Source organism: Nocardia exalbida NBRC 100660 (genome assembly GCF_000308575.1).
GTDB lineage: Bacteria > Actinomycetota > Actinomycetes > Mycobacteriales > Mycobacteriaceae > Nocardia > Nocardia exalbida.
Genome location: NZ_BAFZ01000004.1, coordinates 46,732 through 69,749, shown reverse-complemented (window position 1 = coordinate 69,749; position 23,018 = coordinate 46,732). Strand labels below are relative to the sequence as shown.

At 68.6% G+C, this 23,018-nt stretch carries 20 protein-coding genes; 9 read left to right on the top strand and 11 right to left on the bottom strand.

Annotated elements, in window-relative coordinates; genetic code table 11:
• Window positions 1-264: 264 nt before the first annotated feature.
• The gene (locus ON29_RS02195; RefSeq protein ID WP_157172631.1) at window positions 265-1,185 is read left to right on the top strand and encodes a hypothetical protein; all 921 of its coding nucleotides are present in this window, start codon (window positions 265-267) and stop codon (window positions 1,183-1,185) included.
• Between the two features lie 47 nt (window positions 1,186-1,232).
• On the opposite strand, the gene ON29_RS02190 is transcribed toward ON29_RS02195, so the two are convergent.
• Both ON29_RS02190 and ON29_RS02185 read right to left on the bottom strand, forming a co-directional pair.
• Window positions 1,233-2,156 (bottom strand): transglutaminase family protein, encoded by a 924-nt coding sequence (locus tag ON29_RS02190; protein ID WP_040864419.1) that lies wholly within the window; start codon window positions 2,154-2,156, stop codon window positions 1,233-1,235.
• On the bottom strand, window positions 2,153-5,065 hold the full coding sequence (locus tag ON29_RS02185; RefSeq protein ID WP_444543617.1) for a circularly permuted type 2 ATP-grasp protein: 2,913 nt from the start codon (window positions 5,063-5,065) through the stop codon (window positions 2,153-2,155). The genes ON29_RS02190 and ON29_RS02185 overlap by 4 nt, the downstream gene beginning before the upstream one ends.
• A gap of 309 nt (window positions 5,066-5,374) precedes the next feature.
• On the opposite strand from ON29_RS02185, the gene ON29_RS02180 reads away from it, so the two are divergent.
• Together ON29_RS02180 and ON29_RS02175 are read left to right on the top strand one after the other, a co-directional pair.
• Window positions 5,375-5,518: a hypothetical protein gene (locus ON29_RS02180; protein WP_306307202.1), complete on the top strand. Its 144-nt coding sequence runs from the start codon at window positions 5,375-5,377 to the stop codon at window positions 5,516-5,518.
• A gap of 21 nt (window positions 5,519-5,539) precedes the next feature.
• Window positions 5,540-6,184, top strand: a complete 645-nt coding sequence (locus tag ON29_RS02175) for a hypothetical protein (protein WP_040864417.1) — start codon at window positions 5,540-5,542, stop codon at window positions 6,182-6,184.
• Window positions 6,185-6,189: 5 nt separating this feature from the next.
• Here the strand turns inward: ON29_RS02175 and ON29_RS02170 are convergent, their stop codons facing one another.
• The 3 genes from ON29_RS02170 to ON29_RS02160 form a co-directional block, all read right to left on the bottom strand.
• Window positions 6,190-6,807, bottom strand: a complete 618-nt coding sequence (locus ON29_RS02170; protein ID WP_040864416.1) for a LysE family translocator — start codon at window positions 6,805-6,807, stop codon at window positions 6,190-6,192.
• Window positions 6,808-6,870: 63 nt separating this feature from the next.
• Entirely contained in the window at window positions 6,871-7,479 is a 609-nt protein-coding gene (recR, locus tag ON29_RS02165; protein ID WP_040864415.1) for a recombination mediator RecR, read from the bottom strand.
• A gap of 13 nt (window positions 7,480-7,492) precedes the next feature.
• On the bottom strand, window positions 7,493-7,825 hold the full coding sequence (locus tag ON29_RS02160) for a YbaB/EbfC family nucleoid-associated protein (protein WP_040864414.1): 333 nt from the start codon (window positions 7,823-7,825) through the stop codon (window positions 7,493-7,495).
• A 191-nt stretch (window positions 7,826-8,016) separates the two neighbouring features.
• Here ON29_RS02160 and ON29_RS02155 point away from each other — a divergent pair, with 191 nt between their 5' ends.
• The 3 genes from ON29_RS02155 to ON29_RS02145 are packed head-to-tail and all read left to right on the top strand — an operon-like array spanning window position 8,017 to window position 9,892.
• A complete protein-coding gene (locus ON29_RS02155; protein WP_040864413.1) occupies window positions 8,017-8,667 on the top strand; it encodes a hypothetical protein in 651 nt (216 codons plus the stop codon).
• A 50-nt stretch (window positions 8,668-8,717) separates the two neighbouring features.
• Entirely contained in the window at window positions 8,718-9,530 is an 813-nt protein-coding gene (locus ON29_RS02150; RefSeq protein WP_040864412.1) for a MerR family transcriptional regulator, read from the top strand.
• Window positions 9,531-9,544: 14 nt separating this feature from the next.
• The gene (locus tag ON29_RS02145) at window positions 9,545-9,892 is read left to right on the top strand and encodes a VOC family protein (RefSeq protein ID WP_040864478.1); all 348 of its coding nucleotides are present in this window, start codon (window positions 9,545-9,547) and stop codon (window positions 9,890-9,892) included.
• A 53-nt stretch (window positions 9,893-9,945) separates the two neighbouring features.
• Here the strand turns inward: ON29_RS02145 and ON29_RS02140 are convergent, their stop codons facing one another.
• Entirely contained in the window at window positions 9,946-10,380 is a 435-nt protein-coding gene (locus ON29_RS02140; protein ID WP_040864411.1) for an SRPBCC family protein, read from the bottom strand.
• A gap of 199 nt (window positions 10,381-10,579) precedes the next feature.
• On the opposite strand from ON29_RS02140, the gene ON29_RS02135 reads away from it, so the two are divergent.
• The gene (locus tag ON29_RS02135; protein ID WP_051174795.1) at window positions 10,580-12,022 is read left to right on the top strand and encodes an FAD-binding oxidoreductase; all 1,443 of its coding nucleotides are present in this window, start codon (window positions 10,580-10,582) and stop codon (window positions 12,020-12,022) included.
• Complete coding sequence (locus tag ON29_RS02130; protein ID WP_040864410.1) at window positions 12,019-13,335, top strand: class I SAM-dependent methyltransferase; 1,317 nt, start codon at window positions 12,019-12,021, stop codon at window positions 13,333-13,335. The genes ON29_RS02135 and ON29_RS02130 overlap by 4 nt, the downstream gene beginning before the upstream one ends.
• Window positions 13,336-13,345: 10 nt before the next feature.
• Here ON29_RS02130 and ON29_RS02125 read toward each other — a convergent pair whose 3' ends face one another.
• Both ON29_RS02125 and ON29_RS02120 read right to left on the bottom strand, forming a co-directional pair.
• Window positions 13,346-16,927, bottom strand: coding sequence for a serine/threonine-protein kinase (locus tag ON29_RS02125; protein ID WP_040864409.1), 3,582 nt, complete (start codon window positions 16,925-16,927; stop codon window positions 13,346-13,348).
• A 340-nt stretch (window positions 16,928-17,267) separates the two neighbouring features.
• Complete coding sequence (locus ON29_RS02120; protein WP_040864408.1) at window positions 17,268-17,720, bottom strand: SgcJ/EcaC family oxidoreductase; 453 nt, start codon at window positions 17,718-17,720, stop codon at window positions 17,268-17,270.
• A gap of 94 nt (window positions 17,721-17,814) precedes the next feature.
• Here ON29_RS02120 and ON29_RS02115 point away from each other — a divergent pair, with 94 nt between their 5' ends.
• On the top strand, window positions 17,815-18,285 hold the full coding sequence (locus tag ON29_RS02115; protein ID WP_040864407.1) for a MarR family winged helix-turn-helix transcriptional regulator: 471 nt from the start codon (window positions 17,815-17,817) through the stop codon (window positions 18,283-18,285).
• On the opposite strand, the gene ON29_RS02110 is transcribed toward ON29_RS02115, so the two are convergent.
• From ON29_RS02110 to ON29_RS02100, 3 genes are all read right to left on the bottom strand, one after another.
• Window positions 18,282-19,379 (bottom strand): esterase-like activity of phytase family protein, encoded by a 1,098-nt coding sequence (locus ON29_RS02110; protein WP_051174794.1) that lies wholly within the window; start codon window positions 19,377-19,379, stop codon window positions 18,282-18,284. The genes ON29_RS02115 and ON29_RS02110 overlap by 4 nt on opposite strands.
• A 112-nt stretch (window positions 19,380-19,491) precedes the next feature.
• A complete protein-coding gene (locus tag ON29_RS02105) occupies window positions 19,492-21,642 on the bottom strand; it encodes a 3-hydroxyacyl-CoA dehydrogenase NAD-binding domain-containing protein (protein ID WP_040864406.1) in 2,151 nt (716 codons plus the stop codon).
• Window positions 21,643-21,757: 115 nt separating this feature from the next.
• Window positions 21,758-22,972, bottom strand: a complete 1,215-nt coding sequence (locus tag ON29_RS02100; protein ID WP_040864405.1) for an acetyl-CoA C-acetyltransferase — start codon at window positions 22,970-22,972, stop codon at window positions 21,758-21,760.
• Window positions 22,973-23,018: the final 46 nt, after the last annotated feature.

The window sequence follows — 23,018 nt, the reverse complement described above, 5'->3', positions numbered from 1 at the left end:
AGCGGCGGCGCCGTCGATATCGACTACCGAACCCGTGCCGACGTCGGCGGACCAGCCGACGGTAACGGTGATCCGGTCTCAGCCGGCCCGAAACACCGACTCGGCGAACGTGCCCCAGACCTCGGTATCACTCACAGCCGTCCCGTTGACCGAAAGCTTGCCGACGACAGCCGATATCGGGGCGACCACGCCCGACGAAGGGGCTCGGCTCACCACGCCCCCGAGCTCCCCCTTCACCAGTCCCCCTGCCACTACGCCGTCGCGATGAGCAGCGCGCGCACCGATGAGACGTCACCGTCTCGGCGCGCGATGGCTTTCGCGGTGGCGACATCGGAAGCGACCCTGACCCTGGCGGTGCTCTACTACGTCGGGTCGGTGTACACCCGCTCCTGGTACGGGCATTTCGGAATCGACGCTCGTCTGCTGGACTTCAGCGTGTCCGACTACGTCATCAAGAGCCTCGACGGCGCCTTCTTCCCGGTCGTGCTGGCGTTGTTGATCGCTGCCGCGGTGTTCGCACTGCGGCAGGTTCCGCTCGTAACGGTCATGCGCACTCGACGGCCGCGGCGGGCGCTGCGGCTGTGGGTGCGGGCAGTCACTGTCGTCGGGGTGCTGCTGTGCACCGGGGTCGCGGCAGGGCTTGTGCTGCGTAAGCAATTGCCCAGCTGGATGAGTCTGGGCCTGCCGCTGATGCTCATCACCGGCGTCGCATTGATCTGGTACGCCCAGGAACTGTCCACCACCTACCACCGGTTGCTCTACCGACGACCCGGCGACTCCCCACCCCGTCGGTCGGTACCCCTGCTGGTCACGTTATTGGGTTTGGCCTTCCTCGCCGGATTCTGGGCCATCGGGTACTACGCCGGCGTGCAGGGCAGCCGTAGCGCGACCGAGGAGGAGAACCGTGGTCTCGGGCATCAGCCCGCGGTCGTGGTGTTCAGTGTCGACCGACTCGCCATCGCAGGCGGAAAGTCCAGAATCGACGCGATCACGCTGCCTGACACCAGATATCGCTATCAGTACAGCGGACTCCTGCTGCTCGCCCGCGCCGACGACCGCTATTTCCTGATCCCCGCCGACTGGGACAAAGAACGCGGTGACCGGGTCTTCGTCATCACCACCTCCGACAACATCCGCATCGACCTCGCACCGCGACGCGCCCCGAAACAACCCGATCATCCGTAGCCGCGCACTCCGCGCGTGTCCGACGAATCGCCGACCGAATGTCGAACTCACGAGGGCGGTCCGATTCCGATCTCGGTGACGTCGACGGAAACGCTGATCGTGCTGTCCTTGGCGTCGGTGTAGATGATGCCGCGCAGCGGAGGGACGTCCGCGTAGTCCCGGCCCCAGGCGGCGGTGATGTAGCGCTCGTCGCCGAACTGGTCGTTGGTGGGGTCGAGGTCCAGCCAGTGGCCGGTGCGGTCGGATCCGTGCGCGGCGGGTGTCCACACGGCCGCCCAGGCGTGCGTGGCGTCGGCGCCGACCATCCGCTCCTTGCCCGGCGGCGGATCGGTGGCCAGGTAGCCGGACACGTAACGGGCGGCGAGGCCGCGCGACCGCAGGCAGGCGACGGCGAGGCGGGCGAAGTCCTGACAGACGCCCGCGCGTGCGGCGAACACGTCGGCCACCCGGGTGGACACCGTCGTGGCGCCGGAACGGTAGGCGAAGTCGTCGTGGATACGCGTGTTCAGTTCGGCCACCGCGTCCAGCAGCGGCCTGCCCGGCGGGAAGGATTCGGCCGTGTACGCCGCGACCTCCGCCGTGATCTCCGGCGGGTGCAGGTCGAGGGCGAACTCCACGGCGAACGGTCCGTTCGCACCGGTCGGCCGCGCTTTCTCCCACGGTTCGGCGGCCGGTCCGCCATCCCGGAGGGGGGCGTCGACCTCGACCAGCGATTCGCCGACGACGGTCAGCGCACGATGCTCGGTGGTGACGTGGAAGTAGGAGGTGATGTTGCCGTACACGTCCGCGCCCACCGACCGGTCCGAGGGAGCCGGGTCGATCCGGATGTCGTGGGACAGCAGTCGCTGGCCGGGCAGATCACGCGGCGTGAGGTACGCGCGACCGTAGGAATTGGTGACCTCTCCGGAGTACGAGTACTTGGTGCGATGCTCCACTTGATAGCGGCGCACCGCACCGCCCGGGCCGATCATTCGACAACCTGCGCGCTACCCCACAGCGGCTGGATGCCGACCGGCAGCGACAGCGTCGTGGTCTCGAAGGATTCGGATACCTTGCGCAGCCGCAAGTGCACTCCCTCCAGCAGCTCCGCCAGTTCGATGCGCCGGTCGTCGGAGTCGGTGACCTCCAAGTCGTCGGGGTCGAGGCGGCGCAGCATGCGGCGCGCGTCCGCGAGCAGCCGCTGCGGACGCGAGGACGCCGAAGCGCCGGGCAACGCATGGAAATCGGCGTGCAGCCGTTCCAGCTGGTAGGCCAGCGATCGCGGGTTGGCGGTGTCGAACAGCAGGAGTTCGGCGACGTTCGACAGGCGCACCGAATCCTGATGCCGCCTGCGGTAACTCACCGAGGACTCGGTGGCTCGCAACACCCAGTCCGTCACTTCTCGCTCGGTCTGCTCCGGATACCGCTTCGTCAGCGCGGCCGAGAGCAACGCGGTCATGGCGAGACCGCGCTCGATGCGCTTGCCGATGTCCCTGACGTGCCATCCGGTGTCGCGGATCAGCGACTCCCCGTCGATCCCGGACAGCGCGAGCAGCCCGGCCAGGGTGCGCGAATGCACGTCCGACAACTCCGCCTCCAGATCGTCCACCCCGGCCGGATAACCGGCCAGCGCGCGGTCGACCGCACCGAGGATCATCCACGTGTCCATCGACAACTGGTCGCGCACGGCGCGCGCGGCGTTGCCGTACCGGTCGATCGCGAATGCCAGCGATCCGGGCAGCTCCCGGTCGATCGTCAGCGCGACGAGATAGTCGTGACCGGCACGGGACGCGCCGGGCACCGGCGCGCTGTCCTCCGCCGCGCTCGTCGTCTCGTCGCTGTCCGATCGCCCGGCGACGGCCTCCACACCGGCCGCGACCGGAGGCGCATCGGCACCGGCAACGGCTTCCTCGCGGGGGGCTCCTCCCGCACCGGGCACTGCCGGAACGGGTCTCGGCTGCCCTTCGGCATGCGCGGTCGAGCCGGCCTCGGCGTGCGCGCGCTCGTCGCCGTATCGCGCGACGCCCCGGTCGACGGCGCCGCCCGGCGCGTTCGTGCCGCGATCGGCCGAACTCTGCTGCGGCGCAAGGGCTCGCACCTCTGGACCGAACAGTCCCTCGGTCGGAGCCGCCGTGGCGGTGACCCGGCCGAGGGCGGCAAGGAGTATCGGCAGCGCCTCGGCGCCTTCCAGCCAGGGGCGATAACGGAACTCCTGGTAGCGCTCGTGGGTGGCGATCAGCAGACGGGCGGCGTCCTCCGCGCGCTCGCCGTAGCGGCCGATCCAGAACAGGTCGTTGAGCACGCGCGGTGAGCTGATCGCCGCCACGGTAGGGGCGGTGCGCCGTTCGCGCTCGCGGGGCGGCTCGGTGCTGATCGCGGCGGCGGCCGTCGGCGCGGCGCGTACCCAGATGTCCTTGGCGGCGACCTTGCGCGCGGCACGATCGAGCGTGCGCTGACGCAGCTGGCCGAGACCACCGGACATCACGGTGTAGCCGCCCCGGTGGGCGAGCGAGAACAATCGCATGCCGACGGGAGCCGCACCGAGGCCATCGTGATCGCGGATGGCGGGCGTGACGGAGAACTGCGCCGGTTCCTGGCCCACCCACTGCCACCCGTGCGCATCGATCCTGGCCTTCAGCTCCGCGCGCTGATCCCGGCTCAGCTCGGGACCGAACAGCGTGGCCCCGTCGACCGCGGAGCGGAGGATCAACTTGTCCAGCCGCGCGATCAAGTGCTTGCGTTCCCGCTCGTGCCAGCCCCAGTACGACGGCGCGCTCTCCAGCAGCAGATCCTCGCCCAGCAGCGCGCGGGACAGGGCGGGCAGGAAACCGGCCAGCGCGGGATTCTCCAGCAGCCCACTGCCGAGCGTGTTCACCACCGTCACCGCGCCGCGCCGCAGTACCTCGACCAGTCCCACCACGCCCAGCCGTGAGTCCGGCCGCAGATCGAGCGGATCGGAGAATTCGGCGTCCACCCGCCGCAACACGACGTCCACCCGCTTCAGCGTGCCCAGCGACCGCATCCACAGCGCGCCGTCGCGCACCACCAGATCGGCGCTCTCCACCAGCGGAAAACCGAGCGTGGAAGCGAGATACGCCTGGTCGAACGCGGTCTCGGAGTGCACGCCGGGGCTGAGCACCACGACCACCGGCTCGTCGTCGTCGGTCGGCGCCGATTCGATCAGCATCAATCGCATCGCCCTGGCGAACGGCGTCAGCGGACGCGGATTGGCATGCTCGAACGATTCCGGGACAGCGGTCGAGACCACCCTGCGGTCCGCCAGCGCGTATCCGGCGCCCGCCGGCGCCTGCGTCCAGTCGGCGAGCGCCCGGAACCGCCCGTCGCTCCAACGGCTGATATCGCAGGCGTGCAGGAAGAGCTGGTGCCGCCCCGGCACGGTGATGCCGTGCGCGGCCCGGACGTAGCCGCGGTTGCCGAACACGGCCTCCGGCGCGAGCAGTCCCGAGCCGAGCGTCCTGCGCGGCCCGTAGATATCGGTGAGCACCTCGTCGAACACGCGGGAGCGCTGCTCCAACCCGGCCTCCAGCCGGGTCCAATCGTCGGCGGCGACCAGCAGGGGAATCGGATCGAGGCGCCACGGCGCGGGGGTTTCGGCCGCTGCGCCGACCTCGAGGTAGGTGATGCCGTCGTCGTCGATCAGCCTGCGCACCCGGCTGTCCAGCCTGCCGAGGCCGTCCCCGCCGAGTTCGGCGAAGTCGGCCGACAGCTCCGACCACATCCGGCGCACGTTGCCGTCCGCGTCGACCAGTTCGTCGTAGTAGCCCGCGACGGGCGCGCCGCATTCGTCGTAGGCGGCGGTTTCGGCGCCCTCCGAGCGGTAGCGCGTGAACTGCTCGCGCACCGTGGCGCCGGTCGCGGTCTCCCGCCGCTCATCGCGCAACGTCACCGCGCCGACCTCGCTTCCGCGCCATCCGTACCAACGGTCGTCGAACGCTCCGGGCGGTCCGCGCCCGGCGGACTGTGTGACTATTTTCGCATGTCGCGGCCCCGGCACCGGGTGAACCGGCAGCCCGCGCGGCGTGGCCGCACCTGCGCCGGACACGGCGACACACGGGCCGGGGTCCCACAACCAATGCCGAGCCGGTGGTATCACCGAACCACGACAACGATCTCGTCAGGAGGTCATATGCGTACACCAGGTTGTTCATCTTGCGAATCCGCGTTCGACCACTGCCATGGAACCCTGATCGTGCACGCGAGCCGGATCGCGGAATGCACCGACGAGCAGTGCCTCGACCTCAGCCATGACCGGCACGCCTTCGTCCTCGATTGCCGAGACCTCGCGGGCGGCTGCCGGTGCACCGACGACGACACGGTCCGCCGCCGCGCCTGAACGGTTCCGTACCCTGGCCCGGTGAGCTATGACCACGTGTTGCTACCGTCCGGTGTCGCGTCGTCGATCGCGGAGGTCGACGCCTACCTGAGCACCCAGCAGGGCGCCCCCGAGTCGGGGACGGTAGCGCGGATCGCGGCCGAACTGAACAGACGCAACGCCGAACTGCCCGAGGAGGACGGCTTTCTCAGCACCGCGCCGGTCGGCGGCGCGGCCACCGGCGCGGTGCTGCACGTGGCGTGTCTCTACGACGCGATCGGTTTCGTCCGCCACCTGCTGTTCGAACTGGCCACACCGCTGAACTACGCCGTCTACGACCCCCAGCTGGCCTGGCTGATCGATCCCGCCGGACATGTCGACGCCATGGTCACGCACGGTGGTGCGGGCGAGTTCCCGTACCTGACCGAAGCGCTTGTCCAGCAGTGGGTCCCGGAGCTGAGCCCGCCCAACCCGTACCTCGTGGTCGAGCGCGGCGACCAGTTCTACATCCAGACCTACCGCGACAACTCCGGCGCGTACACCGTGGAATACCGGGACGGCGATCCCGACAGGCATTTCGGCACCACCATCTCCGACCCGGCCACCGTGGCCGCCCTCATCTGGGGCTGGGCCAACGACGACCGCAGCCGTTTCCCCGGCCTACCCTGGTCTCGCGTCGATCTCTAGCACCGTCACTGGTTCTGGATGGCCAGCCGGCCCGCCAGCGCGAGGAACGAGACGCCGAAAACCCGCCGCGTCCAGGTGACGACGGCGGGCCGGGAGACGACCTGGCCGCGGACGGCGGCCGCGCAGGCGCCGTAGACCGCGAACACCGCGAAGGTCGCCAGCATGAAGATGCCGCTCAGCTCGAGCATGCGCGCGACGGCGTCCGGCGCGCCGCTGGGCACGAACTGCGGGAGGAACGCGAAGAAGAAGATGGTCAGCTTGGGGTTGAGCAGGTTCAGCAGCACCGCCGAGGTGATCACCTTCCGCACCGAGGGCGCGGGGTGCCCGGTCCGTTCCGGCACGGCGAGCGCGCCCTTGTCCCGGAAGGTGCTCCAGGCCATGTACACCAGATAGGCGACGCCGAGGTACTTCAGCGTCTGGAAGGCGACCGCGCCGGCGTTCAGCAGCGCGGCCAGACCCGTGATCGCCGCGATCAGGTGCGGGACGGTGCCGAGCGTGCAGCCGAAAGCCGCGATCACCGCGGCCCGCACGCCCCTGGACAGTCCGGCCGCGAGCGTGAACAGCACACCGGTTCCGGGGGTGGCGACGATGACGAGCGTCGTCAGCAAGAATTCGATGCTCATCTCCGACACGGTAACCCACGCCGGGCGGCGCGCAATCCCGCTCGGGAGAGGCGTTCGCGCCTGCTACAGCGCGCGCCGCCCGGACAGCGCGCGGCCGAGGGTCAGCTCGTCGGCGAATTCGAGGTCGCCGCCCATCGGCAAGCCCGAGGCAAGCCTGGTCACGCTCAGGCCGGGGAAGTCGCGCAGCATCCGGACCAGATAGGTGGCGGTGGCCTCGCCCTCGGTGTTCGGATCGGTCGCGATGATCACCTCGCTGACGTCGACGCCGTCCTCCTGGTTTCCGATGCGCGCCAGCAACTCCCGGATGCGCAGCTGGTCGGGGCCGATGCCGCTGAGCGGATCGAGCGCGCCGCCGAGCACGTGGTAGCGACCGCGGAACTCCCGGGTGCGCTCGATCGCCTGCACGTCCTTGGGTTCCTCGACCACGCAGATCATCGTCCGGTCCCGGCGCGGGTCGGCGCAGATACGGCACAGCTCGCCGTCGGAGACCGTCCCGCACGTCACGCAGAACTGCACACCGTCGCGCACCTTCTGCAGCGCGGCCTGCAACCGATCGATCTCCGGCGGCTCCACCCCGAGCAGGTGAAAGGCGATGCGCTGGGCGCTCTTCGGACCGACGCCGGGCAGCTTGCCCAATTCGTCGATCAGATCCTGGACCGGACCCTCGTACAACTGCTACCCCGGCTCAGAAACCGGGCAGCGAACCGCCGCCGAGGCCGCCGGACAGCGGTCCGAGCCGTTCCGCGGCGACGCGCTGCGCGTTGGCCATCGCGTCGTTGACCGCGCCGATGACCAGGTCCTGCAAGGTCTCGACGTCCTCGGGATCCACGGCCTTCGGGTCGATGGTCAGCGACACCACCTCGCCGCTTGCCTTGATGGTGACCCGGACCAGGCCGCCGCCCGCCTCGCCTTCCACCTCGGTCGCCGCGATCTCTTCCTGGGCTTCCATCACCGCCTGCTGCATCTGCTGCGCCTGGGCGAGCAACTGTTGCATATCGAACTGGCCACCTGGCTGCACGGGAGGGTCCTCTCTGAAGAAGGTGTCACCGGCCAGCCTAGTCCTGCCGCACCGTGTCCCCGGCGCGGCCCGACGGGTCCGATGTCGCGGCGCATGGTGGATAACAGGTTGGGTAGTTCCGGTGGAGACCGACCGAGCGCGCCTTACCATCGACACCGAGTCGGGGCCGGTGTGCAAATCTGGAGACAAAGATGATCGCAGTTCGTGCACGTTTCCTGAGCACCCTGGTGCTCACGCTTGGTGTTCCCAGCATCTTTCTCGGCACTACGGCGCCAACGGCGTCCGCGGACACGGAGATCATCGATGCGACCGAGATCATCAACGCGACCGAGGTGATCGATGCCCAAGAGGTCATCGATGCCGAAACCACCCCGGCGGTCGCGGACTACGGTGACGGTTGCGTCCTCTATCCGGACGACAAGGCCGCGACACTCGATTCGCTGCGCTTCCGGTGCTCGGCGCAGCAGCAGGACGCCATCTTCCGCGCCGCGCCGCTGGGCGACGTTCCCTCCGGTGTGAAGTCGGGCTGGGTCACTCGTCCACCGGTCATGCAAGCCGTCGCGCCCCCGCTGTGGATCGGCAAGACCTTCTACACCGGCCCGGACGGCGGCTACCTGATGAACCGCCTCACCGGTGCGGGCATCGAGGGCTGGCGCGCCGACGTCTACGCGGCGCCCGCACTGACCGACGGGCAGCCCGCCTGGGCCCTGAACTACGCGCCCTCCCCGACGCCGCCGGTCTACGACGAGATCCGGGAGGTCACCCCGGGTGTGTGGTTCGGCTATTCGTGGTGGCGCGGCGCGTTCCAGACCACCCTGCTGCTGACCTTCGCGCTCGCCTGAACACCGGGTGTCGTTGACCCTCCCGTCGCTGGAGGGTGTTGGCTGGTGCCATGACGGCAACCGTCCCCATCGGGGAGTTCTCCAGGCTGAGCAATCTCAGCGTGAAGACGTTGCGCTACTACCACGAGATCGGCCTACTGGCTCCGGTCGACGTGGACGCCGGGTCGGGCTATCGGCGGTACGCGACGGCGCAGGTCACGCAGGCACAGTTGATCCGGCGGCTGCGCGAGCTGGACATGCCGGTCCCGGAGATCCGCGCCGTCCTCGCCGCGCCGGACGACAACGCCCGTGACGCCACGCTGCGCGCGCATCTGGAGCGCATGGAGGCGGAGCTGATCCGTACCCGTGCGGTCGTGGCGTCGTTGCGCTCGCTGCTGACGCCCGCACCCCCGATCACCGTGGAGTATCGCGTGGTTCCGGCGTTCCCGGCCGCGGCGATCGGCGCGACGGTGGCGCGCGAACACATCGCCCAGTGGTGCGCGTCGACCTTCCCGGCGTTGTACGAGGCGCTGGCCGCCGCGGATATCGCACCCGCGGGTGCCGGCGGCGCCACCTACGGCACCGATTTCTTCGAACAGGACGAGGGCGCGGTCGTCGCGTTCGTCCCGGTCGCCGACGCCGACATCGTCTTGCCCCCAGGCCTTTCGGCGATCGAGTTACCCACGCGACGATTCGCCGTCACCGTGCACGAGGGGCCGTTCGAGGATTTCGACCGCACCTACGGCGCGCTGGGCAGTCATGTCGCCGAACACGATGTCGCGTTGCCCGAACCGATCCGCGAGTTGTACCTGCTCGGACCGGATGTGTCCGACGATCCCGCCACCTACCGAACCGAAGTGTGCTGGCCCATCGCCCAACCGTGAACAAGGAGACATCCATGACGCTCTCTATCGCCCATGTCACCATCGACTGCGAGAACGCGGGCGCGCTCGCCGAATTCTGGTCGCGGTTGCTGGAGACGCCCGTCGATCCCGGCCCCACCCCGGAGTTCGCCACCGTCGGCCGGACCACGGGCGCCGCGACCGCGCTGATGTTCCTCCGGGTGCCCGACAAGAACCCCGGGAAGAACGTGATCCACCTCGACCTGCTCGCCTCCGACCGGGACGAAGTCGGACGCGCGATCGACCTCGGCGCGAAGCACGTCGGCGACTTCGACGAGTGGGGCATGAAGTGGACGACGCTGGCCGATCCCGAGGGGAACCTCTTCGACATCGCGGCCGAGTAGGCCGCTCGACATCGCGACGACGGCCCGCACGGACCGTCGTCGCGTCCGTCCGATCAGGCCAGTTCGCGCTGCAGGTTCCCGAGCACCTCGGCCTGGATCTTCTTCAGGCCGAGCGGCGCGAAGATACCTTCGAAGATGCCCGCGATGCCGCCCGCGCCCTTCCAGGTGGTGCGCAGCGTGACCCGAGCCCCCGTGCCCTCCGGCGTGACGGTCCAGGTGTTCACCAGCGTCGAGTTCGAGTCGCGCTCGGTGACAATGGAATCGGATACCGAGACGACCGCGTGCACGTTGCGCGAGCGCTTCTCGGTGGCCTGCAACGTCCACTCCGCGACGGTGCCCGCGCCCTTGCCGCCCTCGACCACCTTGTAGTCGCGGTAGTGCGACGAGAGAATGCGCGGACGCACCGTGTCGTAGTCGGCGATGGCCTCCAGCGCGCGCTGCGGATCCGCCTGCACGTCGATCGAACTACTGGCGCTGACCTGTCCCACAATGAGCTCCTTGTCCGGATGCGGTGTCTCGACCGAGCTCCATCCTGCCCTGTCGGCGCAGGAGGAAAGCGCCGAGGGTGCCGCGAACTACTCCAGACAATTCGGTATTCCATTTCGCAACATATGCGTGACATTTCTCCGCCACCATGCCCGCGCGGTGGCCCCGCCGTTTGGTCCGTACTAGCGTCGAGGGGTGGCAGTGAGTCTGTTGGGGAAGGCCGGACACGCACCGGCCGCACGCGAATCAGGATTTGCCGCGCATCGAGCGGGCGTGGACCGTCTTTTGGCGAGCTACCGCGCGATACCCGAGCACGCCAACGTCCGGTTGGCGAAGAAAACGTCGAACCTATTCCGCGCCAGGGCGAAGAACCCCGCGCCCGGCCTCGACGTCTCCGGACTGACCCGGGTCATCGCCGTCGACCCGGTCGCCAAGACCGCCGATGTCGCGGGCATGACCACCTACGAGGAGCTGGTCGCTGCCACCCTCCCGTACGGGCTCGCGCCGCTGGTCGTTCCCCAGCTCAAGACGATCACGCTGGGCGGCGCGGTCACCGGCCTCGGCATCGAGTCCACGTCCTTCCGCAGCGGCCTGCCGCACGAGTCGGTGCTGGAGATGGACGTGCTCACCGGCGCGGGCGAGATCCTCACCGCCACGCCGCACAACGAGCACGCCGATCTGTTCCGCGGATTCCCGAACTCCTACGGCACGCTGGGCTACACGGTGCGGTTGAAGATCGAGCTGGAAGAGGTGCGGCCGTACGTCGCGCTGCGGCACGTGCGTTTCCGGGACCTGCGCGAACTGGAGGCGACCCTCGCGACGATCGTGACGGACCGCGTCTTCGAGGGTGAGCCCGTCGACTATCTCGACGGCGTCGTCTTCTCCGCCGAGGAGAGCTACCTGACGCTGGGCCGCCGCACCGACGAGCCGGGCCCGGTCAGCGACTACACCGGTATGGACATCTTCTACCGGTCCATCCAGCACGACGGCGACACGCCCAAGCGCGACCGCCTGACCATCCACGACTACCTGTGGCGCTGGGACACCGACTGGTTCTGGTGCTCGCGCGCTTTCGGCGCACAGCACCCGAGGATCCGCCGGATCTGGCCGAAACGCTACCGGCGCAGCAGTTTCTACTGGAAGCTCGTGGCGCTGGACCACAAGTACGCCATCGCCGACAAGCTGGAGGCCCGCAAGGGCAATCCCCCGCGCGAGCGGGTCGTGCAGGACATCGAGGTGCCGGTGGACCGCACCGCCGACTTCGTGGAATGGTTTCTGCGCGAGATCCCGATCGAGCCGATCTGGCTGTGCCCACTGCGTTTGCGCGAGAGCGGCGACCCGGCCGGGCCGGGCGGACGCACCTGGCCGCTGTACCCCCTGGAGCCGGACCGGACCTACGTGAATGTCGGATTCTGGTCGGCCGTGCCCACCACCCCCGGGCAGCGAGAGGGCGCGGCCAACCGCGCGATCGAGCGCACGGTGACCGAGTTCGACGGGCATAAGTCGCTGTACTCGGATTCCTTCTACGACAAGGATGAGTTCGCGGCGCTCTACGGCGGAAACATCTATACCGAACTGAAGAAACGCTACGACCCGGACCAGCGCCTGCTGGATTTGTATTCGAAGGCGGTGCAACGCAGATGACGACATTCAAGGACCGTTCCGATGTCTTCGCCGATCTCGGGACCAAACTCAGCATTGCCGAGATCTTCGAGACCCTCGTCGAGGGAGAAGTCCCGATCCGCTTGACGGCCTACGACGGCAGCTCGACCGGACCGCGGGATTCGGAGTTCGCGCTGGACATCCGTACCCCGCGCGGCATCAACTATCTGGCGACAGCCCCTGGCGACCTCGGCATGGCCCGCGCCTACATTTCCGGCGACATGACCGCGACCGGTGTGCACCCGGGTGATCCGTACGAGATCCTGAAGGCGCTGGACGGGTTGAAGTTCCGCCGTCCGTCCGCGCTGGCCCTGGTGACCATCGCGCGCTCGCTGGGCTGGGAGCGGCTCAAGCCGGTCGCCCCGCCGCCGCAGGAGACCCTGCCGCGCTGGCGCCGGATCGCCTTCGAGGGCCTGCGCCACTCCAAGACCCGCGACGCCGAGGCGATCCACCACCATTACGACGTCTCGAACGCCTTCTACGAGTACGTGCTCGGCCCGTCGATGACCTACACCTGCGCGGTCTACGGCGACGAGAACTGGACGCTCGAGCAGGCACAGGAGAACAAGTACCGCTTGGTGTTCGAGAAGCTCCGGTTGAAGGAAGGCGACCGGCTGCTCGACATCGGCTGCGGCTGGGGCGGCATGGTGCGCTACGCCGCCAAGCGCGGCGTGAAGGTGATCGGCGCGACGCTCTCGGCCGAGCAGGCGGACTGGGCGCAGAAGAAGATCGCCGAGGAAGGCCTGGCCGACCTGGCGGAGGTGCGCCATTCCGACTACCGCGATGTGCCGGAGGGCGAGTTCGACGCGGTGTCCTCGATCGGCCTCACCGAGCACATCGGGGTGCACAACTACCCGTTCTACTTCGACTTCATCAAGAGCAAGCTGCGCGACGGCGGCCTGTTCCTGAATCACTGCATCACCCGCCCGGACAACACCCGCACCACCAAGGCGGGCGATTTCATCGACCGCTACGTGTTCCCGGACGGCGAGCTGATCGGCTCCGGGCGGATCATCTCCGAGATCCAGAATATCGGGCTCGAGGTGCTGCACGAGGAGAACCTGCGCGAGCACTACGCCCTGACCCTGCACGAATGGTGCAAGAACCTGGTCGCCAACTGGGACGCCTGCGTGGCCGAGGTCGGCGAGGGCACCGCGAAGGTGTGGGGCCTGTACATGGCGGGATGCCGGCTGGGCTTCCAGCGCAACGTGGTTCAGCTGCACCAGGTGCTGGGGGTCAAGCTCCCCGCCGACGGCGACTGGACCGTGCCGCTGCGCCCGTGGTGGCAGCCGTAATCCGGTTCGCTCAGAAGGCCTGACTGCCCGCCTCGTTCAGGAGTTCATCCAGGAACGGGGCGGGCAGTTCGATGTCACCGACCTGGGCCGAGGCGGGCAGGTCGGCGCGCAGCACGCGCAGGATGCCGACCACGCCGGGGCCCGCGTCCAGCAGCGGCCTGGTCCAGCCGAGGCCTGCGCAGGTGGTGACCGCGGGTAGCAGCAGGTTGGTGGCCTCGCCGACCCAGCCCGCGGTGGCCAGACATTCGGCCAGGAGCAGCGCGGCGTCCAATTGGGCGCGCGGACGGTGCTTTTGCAGAGTGTGGTCGTAGAGCGCGCGGGCGCGGCGAACGGCCCGGTCGTCGGAGCCGGGCCGGTGTTCGGCGAGCAGCGCGCGAATCGCGGCGAGTTCCTCCGCCTCGGCGGTGAGCAGGGCGGCGCCGGTCAGCCGATGCCCCATCTGCAACGGCGTGGACTCGCTGAGATCGGTGTAGCGGCGCTCCCCGGCCTCCAGCGGAAGCCCGAGGCGCAGCCGTTCGGCGCGGATGTGCGCGGCCAGGCGCGCCAAGCGGTTGTCGGCGGCGATGCGCGCGCCCTCGTCCAGCCGCGTGGCCGCGGTGAACAGATCCCCGCCGACCGCCTTGACCCGCGCGCCGACGACGAAGGTGGAGATCAGGAAGTCCACCGGCCCCACCCGGGTGACCAGCTCGTGGCTTTCGTCCAGCAGCCGGTCGGCGGTCTGCAGATCACCCCGGCGATAACTTGTTTCGCCGAGCAGAGCGGCGGCTACGCGCACCGCGTGCGAGCGCGGTCCGGAGCGCTCGCGCGCGGACTCCCACGCCTGCTGGAAACAGCGGGTCGCGGTGGCGACGTCGAGTTGCTCGTAGGCGGCCGCGCCCTGGCCGCAGCGGCCGAACACCAGGCCCAGCGGGTCCTTCGAGTCCTTGTGGTAGTCCTCGGCCCATTCCTGGATCTTCCTGGCGCCCTCGAAGTCGAATCCGCACAGGCGCACGAACGTGGTGAGGTTCGCCGCGGTCGAGACCGTCCACGCCGGTAGATCGTCCGGCTCCTGCAAGCAGTCCGCGATCCGATCCAGCACGCCCTCGGTGTGGTCGCGCGCGATCTGGTCCGAAGCGGCGAGCACCGCCGCCTGGCAGCGCTGCACGCGCACATCCGCGTCACCGGTGGAGCCGCGGGCGAGGATGTTGGACAGCCTGCCCAGCGCGTTGCGCGCCGCGCCGGACTGCTGCAGGTTGACGTTCGCCCTGGCCACCGCCATCAGCAACTTCGAGCGCGAGGCCACCTGCTGCATCGGCAGTTTCGACACGCTGCCCAGCAGGGTGGCGAGCCGGGATCCGTCGATCAGGTCCATCCCACCACCCTCGAGCAGGTCCAGCGCCATCTTCAGATCGGTCGCGGCCAATGCGTGGTCGACCGACTTGCGCAGCAGCTGGTGTTCGGCGTACCAGCGCGAAGCCTTGCGGTGCAGTGACTTCGACTTGCCGGGGTGAACGCGATCGAGCCGGGTCCGCAGATGCTCGGCGAACAGCGGTTGCATCCGGAACCACTCCGGGTCGTGCTCGATGCGCCGCAGGAACAGTTCCCGTTGCTCGGCCTGCTCGAGTAGCTGTTCGGCGTCCGGTTCACCGGACAGCGCCGCGGCGAGCGAGCCGCAGATCCGCTCGGTCACCGCGATCGACATGAGGAACTCGAGCATCTTGGGTTCCAAGGTGTCCAGCACGTTCTCGGCGAGGTATTCGCGGATGCCGTGGTTGCCCTCCGACAGCGTGGCGATCAGCTGAGCGGGGTCGGCGTTGCCGCGCAGGGACAGTCCGACCAGTTGGATGGCCGCCGGCCAGCCGTCGGTCGCGGTGTGGATCTCGGTCACCTGCTCGGGGGTCAGGTCGAATCCGTTGCGCTCGACGAGGATCTGCCTGGTCTCCGCCTCGGTCAGGCGCAACGCGGCCGAGCCGATCTCGACCAGCTCGTCGTGTACCCGCATCCGGCTCGTCGGCAGGCCGGATTGCTCTCGGCTGGTCACGACGAAACGCAGGTGGTGGCAGCCGTTGTCCAGGAGGGCTTCCATCGCCCGGTGCGCGCCCGCGTCGGTGATCCGCTGCCAGTCCTCGACGATCACCACGACCGTCTTGCCCGCGGCGTGGATCTCGTCGATGAGCGTGGGAATCACGAACGCGGCGGCGTCGGCGGGCCGCTCCTCCAGCACTTGGTCCAGACCGGCGCCGACGTCCGGGTGCACCCGGCGGATCGCCTGGATCAGGTGGGCGAGCAACCAGATCTCGTTGTCGTCGTCACGGTCGATACCGATCCAGGCGACGGCGGCAGAGCTCTCGGTGAGTTCGGCGCGCCACTGCGCGGCCAGTGTGCTCTTGCCGAATCCCGCGGGCGCGTGGATCACCGCGAGTCTGCGCCGTCCGCCCCCGCGCAGGGTGTCCAGCAGACGCGGCCGCGGTATCGGGTCTCGCGTGGGCGTGGGGGGACGGAATTTGGTCACGGCCGTCGGCGGTGCCGTCGTCGAGGTCGCCGAATGCTGCGAGACGGCGGGCCGCAGCGTCAACGGCCAGCTGCGGCGCGCGGTGACCGCGGGACGGGAACCGGTCCACGCCACGGTCGGTAGGCCCACCGCGGTCGGAATCGTGGGTTCGGGTTCCGGCGTGGTGTCCAGCAGCGCCATTTCGTCGGGCAGCTGGCCATGGCCGCGCTGCACCTCGCGCAGCATCTCGCCGAACTCGTAGGCGCTGGCCGGGCGATCTCGCGGACTCGGAGCCATCGCGTGTTCGATGACGGTGGCCACATCCGGCGGAATGTCCTGTTCGCGCAGGTCCGGCACCGGCTGGGTGGTGATTCGCAAGAACTGCGCCACCACCCGCTCCCCCGCCTGCCGCTCGAAGGCGGCGTGCCCGGTGAGCAAGGCGAACAGCGTCGAGCCGAGGCCGTAGACGTCGGACCGGATGGTCGGCTCGTCGCCTTTGAGGACCTCCGGCGCGGTGAACGCGGGCGAGCCGGTGATCATGCTGCTGGACGTGCGGAACCCGCCCGGGATGCGGGCGATGCCGAAATCCGTCAGCTGCGGTTCGCCATAGCCGCTGAGCAGGACGTTGGCCGGTTTCACGTCACGGTGCAGGATCCGGGCGCGGTGTGCGCTCTCGATGGCGCCCGCCAGCTTGACCCCGGCTCGCAGCGAGTCCGCCCAGGTCAGCGGGCCCTGATCGCGGATGAGCTGCTCCAGGGACCCATGGGTGCAGTACGGCATGACGATGAGCGGCATGCCGGTCGCCGTCACGTCCACCTGGAGGATGTCGACGATATTCGGGTGGCCGGACAGCCTGCCCATGGCTTGTTCCTCACGCAGGAACCGCTCCCGGCTCTCCTGGTCGATCTCCGAGGAGAGCACCTTCACCGCGACCACCCGATCCAGCGCGGTCTGCACGCAGCGATACACCACGCCGAATCCGCCCCGGCCGATCTCCACCGCACCGGACAGGCCCATCGCCTCCAACTCGTCGGCGATGTCGATGGGCGCATCCCGCCGCGTGTCCGTCTCGGCCGCAGCCGATTCGGGGCGCACCCGGCCCGAACGCGTCTGTGGATTCATGTGATCACCTCGAACTCACATCGAATCGGCGACATCGGCGACCGAACTCCGCGCCGACTCCGGACGCCGTGTCCGATATGTCTGCGCATACTCCAACGTAGCGCGGCCCGGTATCAGGCGGGTGACGTTTCCGAACAGCACGACTCGTGCCGCCGATCCGTACGTTCCGCGCAGCTCGGCGCTCCGGTCGGGGGCTCGATGTCCGGCGCGAAATGGGCTCTCGCGCTCACCTTTGCAGGCGTCGCCTCGGCTCGTGACCGCCGCCACGTCTGATCCACCCTGATGGATACCCGAGCAGGAGCCGGCCAACCGGGTCCATGAGCTATCCGCCGTGGATCGGTCAGCGCTGCTCGGCGGGACGTGTCGCTGGAGTGATCCAGAAGGTCATGCGCTCCATGAGCTTCCTGCGTTTGGTGTTCTGAAAAGCGGCGATGCGCCATCGGCCGTCCCTGCGGACCACGGTGTAGGTCTGGACCTTCGCCGGCTCCTGCTTCGGCGATCCCTTGTAGGTGTCGCCACGGCTGGTGACCACGGCGACGTCCGGACCGTAGTGGCGAATGTCCAGCACCGCATCGGCCAGCCGGGTGCCCTTCAGGACGCCCGCGAACAAGGCTCGGTGCGAAGCCACGATGTCTGCGCGGCCACGGTAATGGGTGCCGAGGTAACTGGTGTAGGTGGCGTCCTCGGTGAAGACCTCGCCGTAGGCGTCGGCATCTCCCCGCCCCCAGGCGTCTGTCAGCTCGGCGAGAACGGCCAGGATGCCGCGCCGGTCGGTGTTCTCGTCGCCACTCATGATGGTGCCTCCATGGTAGATTACTTCTTGTGAGAGCTTTCTTCTTATAAGAAGTCTCTTCGTGTAAGAAGAAATTAATGGATGGAGGGATCTCGTGTCAACACCCGAGGCCGCGCCGCACGGCCTTCGACCGGACGCCCATGAGGTCTACCGGCGCTATCTGAGCGCGGTGATGCTGCACGGCCAAGCCGGGGCGCGGGCGGTCGATCTGGGCGCCACCGACCTCTACGCGCTCAACATCCTGGGACTGGCCGGACCGATGACGCCGGGCGAACTCGGCGCTCGCAGCGGCCTGACCACCGGCCCGACCACCCGGCTGATCGACCGGCTGGAGGAGGCGGGCTACGTCCGCCGCGCGCCGGTCCCGGGCGACCGGCGCAAGGTGATCGTCGAACTGGTCGGCAAACCCGCTGATCTGGACGAGGTCCTCGCCCCGGCGCGGCGGCGCATCGGCGAGATCATCGGCGGCTATTCACCCGAACAGCGCGAAGTGCTGTTCGACTACTTCGCGAGGGCCGCCGCCGCGTACCAGGCCGCCGCCGAGGAGTTGCGTCCCGCGGACTAGGCGACGGCGAGGACGACGATCCGGGTGATCTGGCGGCTGTCGAAATTGTCGTCGCTGACCAGGACCAGGGTTCGTTCGCCGGAAGGCAGCCGGGGACCCCACGTCATACCCTCCACGTTGTCGACGGCGGCGAGTCCGACGTCGTCGAGGTCCACCAGCAGCCGCTTGGCCGCCGGGCGTGCGGCGCCGAGCGGTGCATCGAGGATGTCGGTCGCGCCGCTCAGGTCGGCCTCGTAGACGCGGATCTTGTTGGCCGTCCCCGGGGAGAAAGACCGTTCCAGCACAAGAAGTTTCGTGGGGTCGAGCGGATCGGCGGCGAGGATGGACGCGATCCCGGTGCCGCCGCGGCCGGGTTCGGGCCGCGACTCGGCGAAGACGGGCTCCATCGGATACGCGTACTGGGCGAGTAGCGGTCCGGATCGAGCCTGGACGGTGATGCGCGCCAGTGCCCCACTGGTCGTGGTCGGCGGCGGTCCGTCCGGCAGCAGCGGCCCTTCCGTCGCGGTCGCGAACAATGCGCCGGAGGCGAGGAAGGTCGCTGCCTCCAGCGCCTGGTTCTGCCTCGGCCCGGAACCGGGACGCATCCGTTCGTTCTCCGGAATCGGCAGCTCACCGGCATAGGAGCCGTCCTGGTGCGCGATCCGCACCGATGGGTCGGCCAGTAGGTCGCCGTCGCGTTCGCCTTCTTGCGTCCAGTAGTAGTCGCCGGTCCACGGATCGACCCGGATCTCCTCCGGGTCCACCGACATCGGCGGGTAGGCAGCACCCGTCGCGGTCAGCAGCGGCCGGGTGCCGGTGATCGTCACCGGTCCGACGCCGCGCTCGCCGACCTCGATGCGCGCGGTGTAGTACCGCGCGGGGTTCTTGCTCGACCGATCGTCGCTGATCAGCACGAATTCACCCGTGCGTGCCGAGTAATCGATACCGGACAGGCCGCCCACGGTGGTGCCCTCGAAGTCCAGGCCCGAAGCGATCACCTGCTCGCCCAGCAAGCGCACCGAGGGCACGGGCGCGGAATCGGCGCCCGCCACCGGCGCCGATGCGAGGACGAGGGCACAACCGGCGATCAGAACATGGCAACTACGTCTCGGCACGGCTGCCAACCTATCCGGCCGGAAGGACGCGAACGTGCACGGGCTGGGAAGCGACGGAAGCCCGCCACCGCGAAAAGCGGTGACGGGCTTCGCCGTTGCGTCAGGCGCGAGACTACTTACGCAGCGAGGCCGGGACCTCGAAGCGCTCGCCGTAGTTCTTGGCGAGGTAGTCGGCGCGTTCCACGAAGGCCTCCTGGCCACCCGGGTAACCGACGATGAACTGGTGCACACCACCGGTCCAGGCCGGGAAGCCGATGCCGAAGATCGAGCCGATGTTGGCGTCGGCGGTGGAGGTGAGCACGCCCTCGTCGAAGCACTTCTGGGTCTCGATCGCCTCCGCGAACAGCATGCGGTCGATCAGATCCTGCAGCGGGACACCGAAGTCCGCCGAGGTCTTGAAGTGCTCGCGCAGGCCGGCCCACAGACCGGTGCGCTTGCCGTTCTCGTCGTACTCGTAGAAGCCGGCCTTCTCCAGGCGACCCGGACGACCCTCGGACACCATGTAGTCGATGACATCCTGCGCCGGGTGCCGCTTGACGCCCAGGGTGGTGTCGCCCGCTTGCGCGGCTTCCAGGGTCTCCTTGGCGATCTTCTGCATGAGCTTCATGTTCAGCTCGTCCGACAGCTGCAGCGGCGCGGCCGGGTAGCCCGCCTGCAGACCGGCCTGCTCGATGGTGGCGGGCTCGATGCCCTCATTGAGCATGGCGATCGCCTCGTTGACGAAGGTGCCGATCACGCGCGAGGTGAAGAAGCCACGGCTGTCGTTGACGACGATCGGGGTCTTCTTGATCGCGAGGGTGTAGTCGAACACCCGGGCCAGCGCCTCGTCCGAGGTCTTCTCACCCTTGATGATCTCGACCAGGGGCATCTTGTCGACCGGCGAGAAGAAGTGGATGCCGATGAAGTCCTCCTGGCGCTTCACGCCGGTCGCCAGACCGGTGATCGGCAGGGTGGAGGTGTTCGAGCCGAGCAGCGCGTCGGGGGTGACGACGTCCTCGATCTCCTGGAACACCTTGTGCTTGAGCTCGGTGTTCTCGAAGACGGCCTCGATGACGAAGTCGACGCCCGCGAAGTCGGCCGCGTCCGCGCTCGGCTTGATCCGGTCCAGCAGCGCCTTGGACTTCTCCTCGGTGGTCTTGCCCCGGGAGAGAGCCTTGGCCTCGATCTTCTCGGAGTAGTTCTTGCCGCGCTCGGCCGCCTCGATCGAGACGTCCTTCAGCACGACCTCGTAGCCCGCCTTGGCGGAGACGTACGCGATGCCCGCGCCCATCATGCCCGCGCCGAGCACGCCGACCTTCTTGATCTCCTTCTTCGGCACGTCCTTCGGACGCGAACCGCCGTTGTTGATCGTCTGCAGGTCGAAGAAGAACGCCTGGATCATGTTCTTCGCGACCGGGCCGGTGAGCAGGTGCACGAAGTAGCGGGACTCGATCAGCGACGCGTTGTCGATGTCGACCTGCGAGCCCTCGACCGCGGCCGACATGATGGCGCGCGGCGCGGGCATGTTCGCGCCCTTGATCTGCTTGCGCAGGTTCGCCGGGAAGGCGGGCAGGTTCGCCGCGAACGCGGGCGAGGACGGGGTGCCGCCGGGGATCTTGAAGCCCTTCTTGTCCCAGGGCTGCACGCCGGCGTCGGGGTTGGCCTTGATCCACGCCTTGGCGGCGGGGACCAGCTCCTCGATCGAGCCGACCAGCTCGTCGACCAGGCCGATCTCCTTGGCCTTGGCCGGCTTGTTGCGCTGGCCCTGCAGCAGCACCTGCATCAGGGCGTTCTGCAGGCCGAGCATGCGCACGGTGCGGATGATGCCGCCGCCCGCGGGCAGCAGGCCGAGGGTGGCCTCCGGCAGACCGATCTGCGAACCCGGCACGTCCGCCGCGATGCGGTGGTGGGTGGCCAGCGCGATCTCCAGACCGCCGCCCAGCGCCGCGCCGTTGATGGCGGCGACGACCGGCTTGCCCAGCTGCTCCAGGCGACGCAGGGCGCTCTTGATCTCGCCGAGCTCCTCCATCAGCGCCTGGGCGTCGTCCGGGCCGACCTTCATCATGTTCTTCAGGTCGCCGCCGGCGAAGAAGGTCTTCTTCGCGGAGGTCAGGACGACACCGGTGATGTTGTCCTTCTCCGCCTCGAGCCGGTCGACGGTGGCGGTCATCGACTTCTTGTACAGCTCGTTCATGGTGTTGGCGCCCTGGTTCGGGTCGTCCATCGTCAGTACGACGATGCCGTCCGAATCCTGCTCCCAACCGATCATGTTGGTTTCGCTCACAGCTCTGTGTCTCCTAGGTGAATTAGCGGCGTTCGCGGCCCTACGTGGTTACGCAGGCTGCCGCCTCCGGGCCTGACGCTCACGCCGCCGCAAATCTTCAGCTGTCGGTTGGGGCTCAGACCCGCTCGATGATGGTCGCCACGCCCATGCCGCCACCGATGCACAGGGTGACCAGCGCGTAGCGGCCGTTGCGGCGCTCCAGTTCGTCGACCATGGTGCCGGTGATCATCGCGCCGGTGGCGCCGAGCGGGTGGCCCATCGCGATCGCACCGCCGTTGACATTCAGCTTCTCGTCGGGGATGTTCAGATCCTTCTGGAACTTCAGCACCACGGAGGCGAACGCCTCGTTGATCTCGACCAGGTCGATGTCGTCGAGGGTCAGGCCCGCCTTGGCCAGCACCTTCTTGGCGGCCGGGGTCGGACCGGTGAGCATGATGGTGGAGTCGGCGCCGCTGGTGGCGGTCGCGACGACGCGCGCACGCGGGGTCAGACCGGAGGCCTTGCCCGCCTCTTCCGAACCGATCAGCACGAGCGCGGCGCCGTCGACGATGCCGGAGCTGTTGCCGCCGTGGTGCACGTGGTTGATCTTCTCGACGAAGTGGTACTTCTGCAGCGCCACCGCGTCGAAGCCACCCATCTCACCGATCACGGCGAAGGACGGCTGCAGCTTGGCCAGGTCCTCGGCGGTGGTGCCGGGGCGCATGTGCTCGTCCTTGTCCAGCACGACGATGCCGTTCTGGTCCTTGACCGGGACGATCGACTTGGCGAAGTAACCGCCGGTGGTGGCCTTGGCGGCCAGCTCCTGCGAGCGCACCGCGTAGGCGTCGACATCGTCGCGGCTGAAGCCCTCGATGGTGGCGATCAGGTCGGCGGAGACGCCCTGCGGGACGAAGTAGGTGTCGTAGTTGGTGGCCGGGTCCAGCGCCCAGGCGCCACCGTCGGAGCCCATCGGCACGCGCGACATGGACTCGACGCCACCGGCGAGAACCAGGTCGTCGAAGCCGGAGCGGACCTTCTGGGCCGCCAGGTTGACCGCCTCGAGGCCGGACGCGCAGAAGCGGTTGAGCTGGAACCCGCCGACGGTGTCGGGCAGGCCTGCCACGGTGACCGCGGTACGGGCGATGTCCGCACCCTGGTCGCCGACCGGCGCGACCACGCCGAGGATCAGGTCGGAGATCCGGTCCTCGTCGAGGTTCGGGAAGCGGCCGCGCAGCTCCTGGATCAGACCAACAGTCAGGTCGATCGGCTTGACCGAGTGCAGCGAGCCGTTCTTCTTGCCACGGCCACGCGGAGTGCGGATGGCCTCGTAAATGTAGGCCTCTGTGGTCATATCGGAGTGTTCCTTCCTCAATGTGCGGCGGCCGGACGTTCGTCCG

Excerpts from the sequence above, each read along its gene's own strand:
- ON29_RS02150 (WP_040864412.1), top strand. The coding sequence starts at position 8,718 with ATGACGGCAACCGTCCCCATCGGGGAGTTCTCCAGGCTGAGCAATCTC.
- ON29_RS02190 (WP_040864419.1), bottom strand. The coding sequence starts at position 2,156 with ATGATCGGCCCGGGCGGTGCGGTGCGCCGCTATCAAGTGGAGCATCGC.
- ON29_RS02125 (WP_040864409.1), bottom strand. The coding sequence starts at position 16,927 with ATGAATCCACAGACGCGTTCGGGCCGGGTGCGCCCCGAATCGGCTGCG.
- ON29_RS02195 (WP_157172631.1), top strand. The coding sequence starts at position 265 with ATGAGCAGCGCGCGCACCGATGAGACGTCACCGTCTCGGCGCGCGATG.
- ON29_RS02145 (WP_040864478.1), top strand. The coding sequence starts at position 9,545 with ATGACGCTCTCTATCGCCCATGTCACCATCGACTGCGAGAACGCGGGC.
- ON29_RS02100 (WP_040864405.1), bottom strand. The coding sequence starts at position 22,972 with ATGACCACAGAGGCCTACATTTACGAGGCCATCCGCACTCCGCGTGGC.
- ON29_RS02120 (WP_040864408.1), bottom strand. The coding sequence starts at position 17,720 with ATGAGTGGCGACGAGAACACCGACCGGCGCGGCATCCTGGCCGTTCTC.
- ON29_RS02170 (WP_040864416.1), bottom strand. The coding sequence starts at position 6,807 with ATGAGCATCGAATTCTTGCTGACGACGCTCGTCATCGTCGCCACCCCC.
- ON29_RS02130 (WP_040864410.1), top strand. The coding sequence starts at position 12,019 with ATGACGACATTCAAGGACCGTTCCGATGTCTTCGCCGATCTCGGGACC.
- ON29_RS02155 (WP_040864413.1), top strand. The coding sequence starts at position 8,017 with ATGATCGCAGTTCGTGCACGTTTCCTGAGCACCCTGGTGCTCACGCTT.